The 14075-nt window shown below is 74.1% G+C and carries 12 protein-coding genes, 1 tRNA gene and 1 pseudogene; 7 read left to right on the top strand and 7 right to left on the bottom strand.

What is annotated here, in order from left to right; all coding sequences use genetic code 11:
- The first annotated feature begins 616 nt into the window (after positions 1–616).
- Together ACFVXJ_RS12685 and ACFVXJ_RS12680 are read left to right on the top strand one after the other, a co-directional pair.
- The gene (locus ACFVXJ_RS12685) at positions 617–1069 is read left to right on the top strand and encodes an RNA polymerase sigma factor (protein ID WP_389661714.1); all 453 of its coding nucleotides are present in this window, start codon (positions 617–619) and stop codon (positions 1067–1069) included.
- A 782-nt stretch (positions 1070–1851) separates the two neighbouring features.
- A pseudogene (locus tag ACFVXJ_RS12680) lies at positions 1852–2571 on the top strand (IclR family transcriptional regulator C-terminal domain-containing protein); the annotation flags it as partial.
- A 358-nt stretch (positions 2572–2929) separates the two neighbouring features.
- Here the strand turns inward: ACFVXJ_RS12680 and ACFVXJ_RS12675 are convergent.
- From ACFVXJ_RS12675 to ACFVXJ_RS12665, 3 genes are all read right to left on the bottom strand, one after another.
- Entirely contained in the window at positions 2930–4525 is a 1596-nt protein-coding gene (locus tag ACFVXJ_RS12675) for a protein kinase (RefSeq protein WP_389661713.1), read from the bottom strand.
- Positions 4526–4667: 142 nt separating this feature from the next.
- Positions 4668–4755: transfer RNA gene (locus ACFVXJ_RS12670), tRNA-Leu, on the bottom strand.
- A gap of 134 nt (positions 4756–4889) precedes the next feature.
- Complete coding sequence (locus ACFVXJ_RS12665; protein ID WP_389661712.1) at positions 4890–5831, bottom strand: beta-ketoacyl-ACP synthase III; 942 nt, start codon at positions 5829–5831, stop codon at positions 4890–4892.
- 230 nt (positions 5832–6061) lie between these two features.
- Between ACFVXJ_RS12665 and fdhD the strand changes: the two genes are divergently transcribed.
- A complete protein-coding gene (gene fdhD, locus ACFVXJ_RS12660) occupies positions 6062–6889 on the top strand; it encodes a formate dehydrogenase accessory sulfurtransferase FdhD (protein WP_389661711.1) in 828 nt (275 codons plus the stop codon).
- A 9-nt stretch (positions 6890–6898) separates the two neighbouring features.
- On the opposite strand, the gene ACFVXJ_RS12655 is transcribed toward fdhD, so the two are convergent.
- Positions 6899–7336, bottom strand: a complete 438-nt coding sequence (locus tag ACFVXJ_RS12655; protein WP_389661710.1) for a (2Fe-2S) ferredoxin domain-containing protein — start codon at positions 7334–7336, stop codon at positions 6899–6901.
- Between the two features lie 9 nt (positions 7337–7345).
- Positions 7346–8428: a bile acid:sodium symporter family protein gene (locus ACFVXJ_RS12650; protein ID WP_389661709.1), complete on the bottom strand. Its 1083-nt coding sequence runs from the start codon at positions 8426–8428 to the stop codon at positions 7346–7348.
- A gap of 205 nt (positions 8429–8633) precedes the next feature.
- Here ACFVXJ_RS12650 and ACFVXJ_RS12645 point away from each other — a divergent pair, with 205 nt between their 5' ends.
- The 4 genes from ACFVXJ_RS12645 to ACFVXJ_RS12630 all read left to right on the top strand — a co-directional run bounded on the left by ACFVXJ_RS12645 (position 8634) and on the right by ACFVXJ_RS12630 (position 12878).
- Positions 8634–9485, top strand: coding sequence for a LysR substrate-binding domain-containing protein (locus ACFVXJ_RS12645; RefSeq protein ID WP_389661908.1), 852 nt, complete (start codon positions 8634–8636; stop codon positions 9483–9485).
- Between the two features lie 155 nt (positions 9486–9640).
- On the top strand, positions 9641–11464 hold the full coding sequence (locus tag ACFVXJ_RS12640; protein WP_389661907.1) for an AMP-dependent synthetase/ligase: 1824 nt from the start codon (positions 9641–9643) through the stop codon (positions 11462–11464).
- Positions 11465–11594: 130 nt separating this feature from the next.
- Complete coding sequence (locus ACFVXJ_RS12635) at positions 11595–12443, top strand: aldo/keto reductase (RefSeq protein WP_389661708.1); 849 nt, start codon at positions 11595–11597, stop codon at positions 12441–12443.
- 9 nt (positions 12444–12452) lie between these two features.
- The gene (locus tag ACFVXJ_RS12630; RefSeq protein WP_389661707.1) at positions 12453–12878 is read left to right on the top strand and encodes an RICIN domain-containing protein; all 426 of its coding nucleotides are present in this window, start codon (positions 12453–12455) and stop codon (positions 12876–12878) included.
- Between the two features lie 98 nt (positions 12879–12976).
- Here ACFVXJ_RS12630 and ACFVXJ_RS12625 read toward each other — a convergent pair whose 3' ends face one another.
- Positions 12977–13747, bottom strand: a complete 771-nt coding sequence (locus tag ACFVXJ_RS12625) for a class I SAM-dependent methyltransferase (RefSeq protein ID WP_389661706.1) — start codon at positions 13745–13747, stop codon at positions 12977–12979.
- Positions 13747–14052 (bottom strand): 4a-hydroxytetrahydrobiopterin dehydratase, encoded by a 306-nt coding sequence (locus tag ACFVXJ_RS12620; RefSeq protein WP_389661705.1) that lies wholly within the window; start codon positions 14050–14052, stop codon positions 13747–13749. The genes ACFVXJ_RS12625 and ACFVXJ_RS12620 overlap by 1 nt, the downstream gene beginning before the upstream one ends.
- Positions 14053–14075 lie beyond the last annotated feature (23 nt).

Raw genomic sequence — 14075 nt, 5'->3', positions numbered from 1 at the left:
GTGATGCTGTTCATCGTATCGAACCGTCGAAAGGCCCGGCGCCGCGTTTTCCGCGGGTGGACATACGCAAAAGCGAGGGCAGTGACCTCTCCGTCACGGCCCTCGCGCTCGGGTCATGCTACAGGCGCGACGGCGGGGACCCGACGCGTGACCGGAGCGTGGACGCGGTGCGGAGCGGGGGCCGGTCCCATCGCGGCGGCGCCGTATTGCCGGGTGGGAGGGCCTGCCGGGGGGCATATGCGTATGCGCTGGTTGAGCCGTCACCCGATCGAAGGAGATCACCAGCCGATCGTCACCGAACGCTTTGCTTCCAGGTTTCCTCTCTGCGCCCTTCGAATGCGCCCGCGCTGACAGGCTGACGGCGAGAACGCCGGGCAGACGGATGCCCGGTGCGCGAGGTCGCGGTGGACGAGGGCACGGCTCGACGACGAGGTTCTCGCAGGGCATCCGGCGGATCAGGGGACGAGGTGGAGCGGTGAGCGATGGCGGACCGGAGGAGTCCGGCGGTGCCGTGGGACTGCCGAGCCGGCGACGGCGGCCGACTCCCATGAGCCAGTGGAATCCGCCCGCACGTCTTTCCTATTGGGCTTTCCACGCCAATCGGCGGCCCGCGTACATGCGTTTCGCGTATCTTCAGCTCGGCTCCGACGCGGCCGCCGAGGACGCGGTGGACGCCACCTTCGACGCGATCATGAACGAGTGGCTCCGGATGCTTCACATGGACCGCCTCGACGCCTACGCCTGGACCGTCCTCAAGCAACGGATCGTCGACCGCCAGCACCGCCGCACCCCCTGCCCGCAGCCGATGGACATCAGCGCCTTCGAGGCGGCCCTCAAGGAGGTCCACACCGACCAGTACGAGGTCCTGACCGACACCATCCGCTTCTACTCGGCCGTCTCCCGGCTCGCCGAGCGGCAGCGGGACGCGGTGCTGCTGCGCTACGGGCTCCAGTGCAGCCCCGGCGAGGCCGCCGCCGTGATGGGCGTCGACGAGGCCACGGTCCGTTCGCAGCTCGGGCAGGCCCATCGTCGGCTCGCCCGCCTGCTCGACGCGTCCGCCGAATCATGAGGCCCCGAGAGGGCCGGGACTGCGACGGCACCCCCCGCTCGCTGACCGAGTTCCTGGACCGGGCGAGCGTGCGCGACCGCTACCCGCACTACGACCTCGGGGCGGCGGAGGCCCGGCTGCTGCGCCTCCCGCGCACCGGCCTGGGCCACGCCCACGGTCGCACCCGGCGCCGCTCCGGCTACGGCTGGAGCGATCCGGCGCGGGACATGCCGCTCGACGCCGAACGGGCCCGGCGCGACCTCAAGGCCGTCTGCCTCGCCGTCGTGTGCGAACCGAAGGCCGAGGCACGATTGCGCTCCTTCACCGACCGCGGCCACACCGACCTCGTCGGGGCCGTGGTCTTCGGCTGTCTGCTGCACCTGGCCGGGATGCGCGAAGGCGCCCGCTTCTGGTGGCAGTTCGCCGCCGGCTCGGGCCGGGCGCGGACCGCGCCGGCCGCCTACTGCCTCTTCCTCGACCACTCGCGGCGCGGTGAGCACCACGACGCCCGGGTCTGGGCGGTCGAACTGGGCCGCCGCGGGTTCCGCCCGGGCGGCCGCCGGGACCTGCGGGAGGTACGGCTGTGCGCGCAGGCGGCCGTCCTGCGCTACGTCGGCCAGCTCGACGACCCCGACCTGGGCCCGGTGCCGCTGCCCAAGCCGGGGCTGGCCTCGGTGATCGCCGCCTTCCGGCCCCCGGCGGTACCGGCGGAGCCCACCCGGTTGGGCGCCGGCCCGCTGCGCCACCCGTCGCTGACGGCCGCGGCCCGGGGCGGCGGCTCCGGCGCCGGTCCGGGGGAAGCGCTGGCGGAGGCCCGCCGCGCCCTGGCCGTCGTACGGGTCCTCGAACGGCACCCGCTGGGCGTCCGGGCGGGCCGGCTCGCGCGGGAGGCGGGGCTGGCGGAGGCGGAGCTGCGTCCGCTCCTGTCGATGCTGTGCGAGGAGGAGTACGCGTACCGTGCGGGCGCGGGGGTCTACGGCCGGGGGCCGGCCCTCGACCGGCTCGCCGCACCCGGCCGTACCGGTCTGGCCGAGCAGTTGCAGCGGACCCTGGCGCTGGCGCGGGACAGCGCGGGCGCCGCCGTCTACCTCAGCCGGTACGCGGACGGCGAGGTCCGGATCACCCAGATGGCGGACGGGCCCGGGGCCCCGCCGGTGCGGGAGTGGGTGGACTTCCGGGCCGCCGCGCACGCCAGCGCCGTCGGCAAGTGTCTGCTGACCCAGCTCGACCACGACACCCGGGCCGATCACGTGGCCCGGCACCGCCCGGCGCGGCTCACCCGGCAGACCATCACCGACAGCCGGGTCCTGTTCGACGTCCTGGACGCGATGGCTCCGGGCGCACCCGTCTTCGACCTGCGCGAGTACTCACCGGGGGTCGTCTGCGCCGCCGTCCCGATCGCGGCGGGCGACGCCGCGGGAAGCCTCGCCCTCTCGCTCCCCGCCACCCACGCGCACCGGCTGCGGCAGGCCACCGGGGCGCTGCGCCGCAAGGCCGTCCCGGTGCTCCTCGCACTGCTCCTGACCGGGGCGATCCCGCCCGACGTCGCTGATGCGCCGCACGTCCCGGACACCGGGTCCCCGGCGGAGCCGGTGGGCGGTCCTGTGCCACAGCCGGCGGGTGCGGCGGGCATCACCCCGGAGGTCCTGCGCCAGCTGCGGAACATGTTCCGTACGCCGCTGACCGGTGCGGCGACCGCTTCCGCCCCCGGCGGCCCGCACCTGGTCAGCGACTCCGCCTCGGCGGCAGCGTACCTCTTCGACGCCGCCGTCGACGGCGGACCGCCACGCCTGGCCCTGCCGCGCACCTTCGGCCCGCTCGGCCCGGGGAGCCTGTCCACGCCCGGCGGGCTGGTGGTGCTGCGGGCCTGGGACTGAGGCGTCAGCCGCCCGGGGTGAAGGAGTCCAGGGCGGCGTCGAAGTGGCCGCGCGCCTCGGCCGCCCGGCCGACGGGCGCGGAGACCCAGACGTCGTACATGCGGCCGTTCTCGTCCCAGCACAGGTCGAAGGTGTGCCGGGCGCCCTCGGCCGGGGTGAAGCCGTTCCAGGTGAACTCCCAGAAGGCGGCGGGCAGTCCGTTGTGGGTGGTGGCGACGACCGAGGCGTCGCGGTAGCCCGGGTTGGTGTCGGCGCCGCCCGCGTCGGAGGACCGCATGACGGCGAGCGGACCGCCGGAGACCGCCGGCTTCGTCTTGACGCCGATGCGGAACGCACCGTCCGGGGAGACGTAGAAGACCCGCTCGGAGTCGGTACCGCGCTGGTAGCCCTGGGGGACGGCCATGCCGAACCCTTCCGGGTCGGCCATGGTGACGTAGCCGGCGGGTGCCCGCTTGGCGGTCGCGGCGGCGGGCCGGGAGGACGACGACGTGGCCGGCGCCGAGGGGGTCGGGGCGTGCGGGGACGCGGCGGCGGTGGTCACGGGGGTGGGCGAGAGCGCCGTGCCGGCGCCCGGGGCCTGCGAACCGCCCCGGAGCAGCGAGGTCACGGCCAAAGTGGCCACCACCGCCACGGCGACGAGGGCGGCCACCAGGGCGGCCCGCAGCCCCGGCCCGCCCGCTCGCGACCGGACCACGGCGGCGGTCGCGGGCAAGGGAGCGGAGGCGGGGGCGGTAACCGGCAGGGGGGCGGTCGCGGGGACCGTGGCCGGCACCGCGTCGACGGGCTCGGGGCCGGCCGGGTCGGGCAGCGGGATCCGCCCCGTGGCCACGTACGCCGACAGCAGCCGTTCGGCCTCGGCCGCGCCCAGCCGGCGCTCGGGGTCCCGTTCCAAGAGCCCGCGGATGACCGGACGCAGCGGGCCCGCCTGCGCCGGCGGTTCGATCTCGTCGTGGACGACGGCGTGCAGGACCCCGCCGAGCGAATCGCGGTGGAAGGGCGACTTCCCGGTCAGCGCGGCGCACAACAGCACGCCGAGCGACCACAGGTCGGAGGCCGGACCGGCCGCCGCGCCCTGCATCCGCTCGGGCGAGGTGTACTCGGGCGAGCCGACGAACGCGCCGGTCTCGCTGATCGTGGTGACCCCGGCGAGGTGGGCGATGCCGAAGTCGGTGAGCACCACCCGCCCCGTCCCGGCCTCCATCAGGACGTTCGCCGGTTTGACGTCGCGGTGCAGCACCCCGCGCGCGTGCGCCGCGGCCAGCGCGCCGAGCAGCGCGAGGCCGGTCCGCGCCGTCTCCTCGACGCTCAGCGGCCCGTCGGCGGAGAGCCGCTCGGCGAGCGAACCGTCGTCGATGAGCTCCATCACGATGTGCGCACTGCCCTCGTGGTTCACGACGTCATGGACCACGACGACGTGCGGATGCCTGACCTGTGCGACGGTCCGGGCCTCGCGCAGGGCTCCGTTGGTCTCACGGTCACCGTCGAGGTGGAGTTCCTTGACGGCGACGGCCCGCCCGAGCAGCTCGTCCTCGGCGCGCCATACGGTGCCCATCCCACCCCGGCCCAGCCGCTTCTCCAGGCGGTAACGAACGCCGATCACAGCACTGTTGCGTGGCTCGCCCTGCGACACGTTCTCCCACTAGACCCGTTCCCGGCCATGATGCCGCACCGGGCGTCGCCTGGGGGGAGCGGACGCAGGGGGCGCAAACGCGAAAGAACCCCACCGGAGTGGGGTTCTTTGCTGGTGTCCGAGGGGGGACTTGAACCCCCACGCCCGATAAAGGGCACTAGCACCTCAAGCTAGCGCGTCTGCCATTCCGCCACCCGGACCAGGTGGTCGGCCCCGGTTTCCCGCGGCGACATGGACAACAATAGCAGGGGATCGAGGTGGTTCCGACCAGGTATTCGGTCCGGGGGGCTGCCGGCGCACCGCGCTGACCTGCGGGCATGGCCCGGCCGGCGGGTCAGGGGCAGTGGATGACCTGTCCCGCGTACGAGAGGTTGCCGCCGAAGCCGAACAGCAGGACCGGGGCGCCCGAGGGGATCTCGCCGCGCTCGACCAGTTTCGACAGGGCCATCGGAATGCTCGCGGCGGACGTGTTGCCGGAGTCCACGACGTCCCGGGCGACGACCGCGTTGACCGCGCCGATCTTCGCGGCGAGCGGCTCGATGATCCGCAGGTTGGCCTGGTGCAGGACGACGCCGGCCAGTTCCTCGGGGGTGATGCCGGCCTTCTCGCAGACCTTGCGGGCCAGGGGTGGCAGCCGGCTGGTGGTCCAGCGGTAGACGGACTGGCCCTCCTGGGCGAAGACCGGGGGCGTGCCCTCGATCCGGACCGCGTGGCCCATCTCCGGCACCGAGCCCCACAGCACGGGGCCGATGCGGGGCTCCGCGCACGCCTCGACGACGGCCGCGCCCGCGCCGTCGCCGGTCAGCACACAGGTGGTGCGGTCCGTCCAGTCGGTGATCTCGGTCATCTTGTCGGCGCCGATGACCAGGGCGCGGGTGGCGGCGCCCGCCCGGATCGCGTGGTCGGCGGTGGCCAGGGCGTGCGTGAAGCCCGAGCAGACGACGTTGATGTCCATGACGGCGGGCCCGCTGCTCATGCCCAGCTTGGCGGCGACGCGGGCCGCCATGTTGGGCGAGCGGTCGATCGCGGTGGAAGTGGCCACCAGGACGAGGTCGATGTCGCCGGGGAGCAGCCCGGCGTTCGCGAGGGCCTTGCCGGCGGCCTGGTAGGCCAGCTCGTCGACCGGCTCCTCGGGGCCCGCGATGTGGCGGGTCCTGATGCCGACCCGCGAGCGGATCCACGCGTCGTTGGTGTCGACCATCGCCTCGAGGTCCTCGTTGGTGAGCACTTTCGCGGGCTGGTAGTGCCCCAGCGCCACCACACGTGAACCGGTCATGGGCGCGATCCCTCTCGTACGACTGTCAGGTTCACCCAGCTTTGCCTGCTACCGGCGGGTACGGGTGCGTGTGACCCGACAGGATTAAGGGCCCGTAATTTGGAGAATTCAGAGGATCTTCCTGCCGGGGGCATCCGGAACGGCGCATCCGGGAGAATGGGCCCGGCAGGTACGGGACGACCCGTACGCACGTCAGAGCGGTAGCAGCGACAGAACGGTGGACTGATCACATGGGACGGGTCACCGAACGCCGTCGCGTCGTCCGGATCCGTGGCGGTGTGGCCGGGACCCGGCCGGACACGCTCGTGGCCGAGGAGCCGCTGGAGATCCGGCTGAACGGCAAGCCGCTGGCGATCACGATGCGCACGCCGGGCGACGACTTCGCGCTCGCGGTGGGCTTCCTGGTCAGCGAGGGCGTGCTCGCGCACGCCTCGGACGTGCAGGCCGTCACCTACTGCGAGGGGGCGACGGACGAGGGGACGAACACCTACAACGTGGTGAACGTGCGCCTCGCGGCCGGAGTGGCACTGCCCGACATCTCGCTTGAGCGGAACGTCTACACCACCTCCTCCTGCGGCCTGTGCGGGAAGGCCAGCCTGGACGCGGTCCGGACGGCGACCCGCTTCCCCGGGCTCGCGGCGGACCCGGTGCGGGTGGGCGCGGCGGTCCTCGGGGAACTGCCGGACCGGCTGCGCGCGGCGCAGAAGGTCTTCGACCGGACCGGCGGTCTGCACGCGGCGGCCTTGTTCTCGGCGCGGGGCGAGCTGCTGGACGTACGGGAGGACGTGGGCCGGCACAACGCGGTGGACAAGATCGTCGGCCGGGCGCTCCAGGACGGGCGGCTCCCGCTGGGCGGGGCCGTGCTGCTCGTGTCGGGTCGGGCCTCCTTCGAGCTGGCGCAGAAGGCGGTGATGGCCGGGATACCCGTGCTGGCCGCGGTCTCGGCCCCGTCCTCCCTGGCGGTCGACCTCGCGCTGGAGTCGGGGTTGACCCTGGTGGGCTTCCTGCGCGGGCAGGACATGAACATCTACGCGGGCGAGGAGCGGGTGACGCTCTGAGGCCGGCGGTCACCGCTTGGAGCGCCCCCGGCGGGTTCCGCGGGCGGCCGGCTTCGGGTCGGGGGCCGGGGGGTCGATGCGGTGCAGGTCCAGGGTCGCGGGCAGCGGGCTCGCGCCCGGGCCGCCGGACTCGGCCCAGGCGATGATCTCGTCGGTCGCGGTGTCGTCGAGGGCCCAACCGAACCAGGCCGCCTTGGCACCCCGGCGCCGGGCCTCGCTCGTCGGCTGGACCACGATCACGTTGGCCTGGGCGCAGGGGCCGAGGCAGTCGCTCGTACGGACCGCCAGGCGCCCCCCTGAAGCGGCGGCGGCCTCCCGGAGCCGGGCCAGTTGGCCGGCGTGGTCGGTGCCGGGGTTCTTGCGGGGGTCCCCGCAACAGCAGCCTCGGCAGACCACCAGGGTGCACGGGCGTTCGGCATGGGCGGAGAGCGGGCGTATCCAGGTCACCGACGCACGTTACCGGGCCCGCGCGGTGGGGTGTTGGAGCGTTCGGGAGACGTCCGCCACACGGTCGGCGGGCAGTTCGGTGCCGGCGACGGAAAGGGGGGCGCCGGAAACGGGGGCGCCGGCAAGCGGGTCGCGGGCACGGCGGCGGGCCAGTACCGCGCAGACCATCAGCTGCATCTGGTGGAACAGCATCAACGGCAGCGCCGCCAGTGCGGCCTGCGGGCCGAACAGCACGCCGGCCATGGGCAGTCCGGCGGCGAGGCTCTTCTTCGATCCGGCGAACTGGATGGCGATGCGGTCCTCGCGGCCGAAGCCGAGGCGCGCGGCCCCGTACCAGGTGACCGACAGCATCAGGGCGAGGAGTACGGCCTCCACCCCGAACAGCGCCCCGAGGCGCGGGAGGCTGACCTGGTGCCAGATCCCGGCGGCCACGCCCGCGCTGAAGGCCGCGTAGACGACGAGCAGGATCGAGCCCCGGTCGACGTAGCCGAGCACCTTCTTGCGGCGGACGAGGAAACCGCCGGCCCACGGGCGCAGGGCCTGGCCCAGGAGGAACGGCACGAGCAGGTGGAGCACGACGCCCAGGAGGGAGTCCGTCGAGAAGCCGCCGGTCGCGCCGCCCAGCAGCCCGGCGGCGAGCAGCGGCGTGAGGAAGACGCCGACCAGGCTGGAGAACGAGCCGGCGCAGATGGCGGCGGGCACGTTGCCCCGGGCGATCGAGGTGAAGGCGATGGAGGACTGGACGGTCGAGGGCACCAGGCAGAGGAAGAGCAGGCCGTGGTAGAGCTCCGGCGTCAGCACGCCCGGGACGAGCGCGCCGGCGGCCAGGCCCAGCACGGGGAACACGGCGAAGGTGGCGGCCGGCACGGTGAGGTGGAGCCGCCAGTGGCGCAGGCCGTCCAGGGTCTCGTGGGTGGAGAGCCGGGCGCCGTAGAGGAAGAAGAGCAGGGCGACGGCGCAGGTCTGGGCCGTGTCGGCGGCGGTCGCGGCCGGGCCCCGGGCGGGAAGCAGGGCGGCCAGGGCGACCGTGGCGAGCAGGGCCAGGACGTAGGGGTCCAGTGGGAACCGGGCCGGCAGGCGGGGGCGGCGCATGGGGGTGCTCTCTCAGGGGTGCGACGGGCAGGGGTGGGACGGGCAGGGGTGTGACTGGCCTGCCGGCGGCGGGACAGGCGGGACAGGCGGGCCGGGCAGGCGGGCCGCTCCCATGCTCGCGTGGCACGCGGTCATCGGGAAACCCGTACACCGAACTGACTGTCATCACGGTCCGCGATAAGCTGGAGTGGTGAACGGCCCCGGGATGTACGACCCCGCCCAGCTCCGCACCTTCCTGACCGTCGCGCAGACGCTCAGCTTCACCCAGGCGGCGGCCCGGCTCGGGGTGCGCCAGTCCACCGTCAGCCAGCACGTGCGGCGGCTGGAGGAGGCCACCGGTCGGCCCCTGTTCGCGCGCGACACGCACAGCGTCGAGCTGACCGAGGACGGCGAGGCGCTCCTGGGCTTCGCCCGGACCATCCTGGAGGCCCACGAGCGGGCCGCGGCCTTCTTCACCGGCACCCGACTGCGCGGCCGGCTGCGCTTCGGGGCGTCGGAGGACTTCGTACTGACCCGGCTCCCGGAGATCCTCAAGACGTTCCGCCAGGAGCACCCGGAAGTGGACCTGGAGCTGTCGGTCGAGCTGTCGGGCACGCTGCACGAGCGGCTGGACGCGGGGCGGCTGGACCTGGTGCTGGCCAAGCGGCGCGGACCGGGGGACGAGCGCGGCCGGCTCGTGTGGCGGGACCGGATGGTGTGGATCGGGGCGCAGGGCCTGCGCGTGGACCCGGAGCGGCCGGTTCCGCTGATCGTCTTCCCGCCGCCGGGGATCACCCGGGCGCGGGCCCTGGAGGTGCTGGAGCGGGACGGGAGGGCCTGGCGGATCGCCTGTACGAGCGGCAGTCTGAGCGGGCTGGTCGCGGCGGCCCGCGCGGGGCTGGGCGTGATGGCGCACACCCGGGGTCTGGTCCCGCCCGGTCTGGTCCGGGTCGGCGGGCTCCCCGAACTGGGGCCGGTGGAGTTCGCGCTGCTCCAGGGGCGGCGTCCGAGCCCGGCCTCGGACGCCCTGGCCGCCGCCGTCCTCGCCGGCGGCGACCGGCTGAGCCGACCCGCCTGAGCCGCCCGGCCCGAACCGCCCTGTCGGAGCCGCCCCCGCCCAGGTCACACGCGCCCCGCACGGTCCGGGGGGATCTTGTGGAGGTTTCCCAAGGGGTGCCGGTCCGCCGGGTCCGTGGGATAGCGTCGCGGCGCCGCACGAAGAGGAGCGGGATGTTGCGCGAGTTCACCGTCCCACCCGTGGTCGCAGGAACGCCGTCCGGCGGCCTGGCCGACATCGTGTTCCAGCATGCCCGCGAGGACCCGGACCGGGTGGTGCTCGGCCGTAAGACGGACGGCGTCTGGGGCGATGTCACCTCCGGCGAACTGGCCGAGGAGGTGCTGGCGCTCGCGAAGGGGCTGCTGGCCCAGGGGGTCGGCTTCGGCGACCGGGTCGCGGTCATGTCGCGGACCCGGTACGAGTGGACCCTGTTCGACTTCGCGCTGTGGGCCATCGGCGCCCAGCCCGTACCGGTGTACCCGACGTCCTCCGCCGAGCAGGTGCACTGGATCCTCCACGACTCCGCGTGTACGGGCTGCGTGGTGGAGAACGAGGACCAGGCCATGACGGTCGGCTCGGTCATCGAGCGGCTCCCCGCCCTGCGCCGGTTGTGGCAGCTCGACGCCGGCGCCGTGGCGGAGCTCGTCGCGGACGGGGCCCAGGTCGCTCCCGACGTGGTGCACCGGCACCGCCGGGCGGTCACGCCGGACGCGGTCGCCACCGTCATCTACACCTCCGGCACCACCGGCCGCCCCAAGGGCTGTGTCCTCACCCACGCGAACTTCATGTTCGAGGCCGACACGATGGTGACCCGCTGGGAGTCGGTCTTCCAGGCGGGGGCGGGCGAACAGCCGTCCACCCTGCTCTTCCTGCCGCTGGCGCACGTCTTCGGGCGGATGGTGGAGGTGGCCGCCGTCCGCGCCCGGGTCAAGCTGGGCCATCAGCCGGTGCTGGCGGCGGCCGAGCTGCTGCCCGATCTGGCCGCGTTCCAACCGACCTTCGTGCTGGGGGTCCCGTACGTCTTCGAGAAGGTGTTCGCGGCGGCCCGCCGCAAGGCGGAGGCCGAGGGGCGCGTCGGCGCCTTCGACCGGGCGGTGGAGACGGCCGTGCGCTACGCGGAGGCGCGCGAGCAGAAGGCCTTCGGCACCGGTCCGGGGCCGTCCGCCGGCCTGCGCGTGGAACACCAGTTGTTCGAGAAACTGGTGTACGGCAAGGTCCGCCAGGCGATGGGCGGCCGGGTGCGGCACGCGATGTCCGGCGGGTCGGCGATGTCGCGCCGGCTGGGGCTGTTCTTCGACGGCGCGGGCATCACGGTGTACGAGGGCTACGGCCTGACGGAGTCCAGCGCGGCGGCCACCGCGAACCCGCCGGGCGCGACGAAATACGGGACGGTGGGCCTTCCCATCCCGGGCGGCACCGTGCACATCGCCGACGACGGGGAGGTCTGGCTGCACGGCGCCCACGTCTTCTCCGGCTACCTGAACGACCCGCGCGGCACCGAGGAGGTGCTGCGCGGCGGCTGGCTGGCGACCGGGGACCTGGGCCGGCTGGACGAGGACGGCTACCTGACCATCACCGGGCGCAAGAAGGAGATCCTGGTGACCTCCAACGGCAAGAGCGTCTCGCCGACGGCCCTGGAGGAACGCGTGCGTTCGCATCCGCTGGTGTCGCAGTGCGTGCTGGTGGGCAACGACCGGCCGTACATCGCGGCGCTGCTGACGCTGGACGTGGAGGGCGTCGCGCACTGGCTGTCGATGCGCGGTCTGCCGCAGCGGGCCGCGGCGGAGCTGGTGCACGACAAGGACTTGACGGCGGAGGTACGGCGGGCCGTGGTCGCCGCGAACACCCTGGTCTCGCAGGCGGAGGCGATCCGTACGTTCCGGGTGCTGGCCGGGCAGTTCACGGAGGAGGCCGGACTGCTGACGCCTTCGTTGAAGCTGAAGCGCAGGGCGATCGAGCACGCCTACGCGGTGGAGGTCGCCGCCATGTACGAGCGTTGAGGGCGGGAATACGCCGCCGGCGTGGCCGGTTGTCGCCCGACGACGTGCGCCGTGGGTGCACCGGCACGACCGTCGCCGGAGCCCGGACCGGCGCGCCCCCACCCGTCCCGATCGCGAGGAACGACCCGACGTGAACCAGGTCCCCGGCATCAAGCTCAACAACGGCACCCTCATGCCCCAACTCGGCTACGGCGTCTGGCAGGTTCCGGACGACGAGGCGGAGCGGGCGGTGGGCACGGCGCTGGAGGCGGGCTACCGCAGCGTCGACACGGCCGCGATCTACGGCAACGAGACGGGCACCGGCAAGGCGCTCGCCGCGTCCGGTCTGCCGCGCGAGGAACTGTTCGTCACCACGAAGCTGTGGAACGGGCCGTCGCGGCGCTGGGGCCGGGACGAGGTGCTGCGCGCGTTCGACGAGTCGCTGGACAAGCTGGCGCTGGAGTACGTCGACCTGTACCTGATCCACTGGCCGCGCCCGATGCGCGACGACTTCCTCGGCATCTGGCAGACCTTCGAGGAGATCGCCGCGAGCGGCCGTGCGAAGGCGGTCGGCGTGTCGAACTTCCGCCCGGCGGACCTGGAGCGGCTCGGCGAGACCTCCGCGCTGGTCCCCGCGGTGAACCAGATCGAGCTGCACCCGCTGTTCCCGCAGCCGGAACTGCGCGCCGTGCACGCCCGGCTGGGCATCACCACCGAGGCGTGGTCGCCGCTGGGCCAGGGCAAGGACCTGCTGACCCTCCCCGCGGTCGCCGCGATCGCCGCGAAGCACGGGCGCAGCGCCGCTCAGGTGGTGCTGCGCTGGCACCTCGGGTCCGGGCACGTCGTCATTCCGAAGTCGGTCACCCCGGCACGCATCCGGGAGAACCTGGACGTCTTCGACTTCGAGCTCGACGCCGAGGACACGGCCGCGCTGGACGCCCTGGGCTCCGGCCGCTCGGCCCGCCGGATCGGTCCCGACCCGGCCGTCTTCGACGTCTGAGGGGCCGGCGTGAGCGTCCCGCGGGGGATCTACCGCATCCGCAACGTGGGCTGCGGTCTGCCGCTGCGGGTGGAGAGCGGGAATCGGGTGGCGGTCGCCCCGGCGGAGGCGGAGGGTCCGGCCGCCGCGCAGGAGTGGGAGGTCTCGCCGGTCCACAGCGGCGGCGGGATCGTACACATCGTCAACGTGCGCGCCGAACGCCGCCTCGACGTGGCGAACGCGTCGACGGAGAGCGGCGCCCGGGTGCAGGTGTGGAGGCCGAACGCGTTCGGCGCGCAGGAGTGGATCGTCGAGGAGCACCTCGACGATCCGGGCGTGGTCTCGCTGATCGCGTGTATCAGCGGGCTGTCGCTGGAGGTGGACGCGCAGGGCCGGGCGCGGCAGGGCGAGGACGCGGACTCGCCGGCGCAGTGGTGGCGCCTGGAGCCCCTCTGATCGAGGTGGGTCCGGCCGCCGGGGCCCTGCCGCGTCCCCGGGGCGCCCGGCGGTGGAGACGCCCGGCGGTGGATGCGCCGGGCGTCGGCGGCCGGTCGTCAGCGGGCGGCGAAGCCTCTGACGAAGCCCTGGAGGCGGTACGTGGGCTCCGGGCGCGGGGTGTCCTGGTCGGGCAGCCGCTCCAGCCGGTCGGCCAACTCCCGCGCCGTGCTGCCGCGGGGGCTGATCCGGGAGGCGTAGCGCCCGGCCAGCAGGGCCTCGGCCGCGCCGCGCGGCGTGCGGCCCTGGCCGTGGCCCGCGAACAGGGCGTCCCCGTACGGCCGCAGCCCCGCCTCGGCCGCGTACGCGGTGACCCGTGCGGCCGCGTCCGCCGCGGCGCGGGTCAGGTGGGGGGCGAACACCTCGTCGATGTCGCTGTCCACGTCGTGCGCGGCGTCCTTGTCGACGGTGGTCAGGAAGACCCCGCCGGGGCGCAGCACCCGCCCGGCCTCGACGACCACGGCCGCCGCCGCGCCCGGTTCCCGCAGCAGGTGCAGCAGCCACACCGCGCTCACCGCGTCCGAAGAGGCGGCCGGGAGGGGCAGCCGGTCCGCGCGGGCCAGGACGACCGGCACCCCGCGCCGCGAGGCCGCCGCGGCCATCCCGTACGAGGCGTCGGCGCCCAGGACCCGCAGGCCGGGCCGGACGAGCCGGCTGGTGACGATGCCGGTACCGCAGCCCACGTCCACCAGGGTGGCGGCGGTGGGCGGGAGCAGGCCGAGGACCGCCGTGGCGGCCGCCCCGGCGCGCGAGGCGCCGCCGCGGGTGGCGTCGTAGACCTCCGCCTCCGCGTCGTAGTCGACCAGCGGCGCCGGCCCCGCCGCCCGCATCAGCGGGCGCCGTGGGCGGGGGCCAGCGCCTCCAGGCGTTCGGCGAGGGCGAAGTCGGTCTCGGTGACCGCGTCGCCCGCGCTGTGGGTGTTCATCGACACCCGGACCGAGTGGTAGCCGAGCGTGAGGTCCGAGTGGTGGTCCAACTCGTCCTGTACGACGGCGATGTGGGCGACGAGCGCGCTCGCCGCGAGGTGACTGCCCAGCCGGTAGGTGCGCTGGATCCGGTCGTCCTCGTAGGCCCAGCCGGGAAGTTCCCGCAGCCGGTCCTCGATCTCCTTCTGGGAAAGCGGCTCACCCGACATCCACACGCTCCTTCACGACCGGT

Source organism: Streptomyces sp. NPDC058279, assembly GCF_042881255.1.
In the GTDB taxonomy this organism is placed as follows: Bacteria; Actinomycetota; Actinomycetes; order Streptomycetales; family Streptomycetaceae; genus Streptomyces.
Note: the sequence above shows the minus strand (reverse complement) of the source record. Positions and strands in the feature narration are given on the sequence as shown.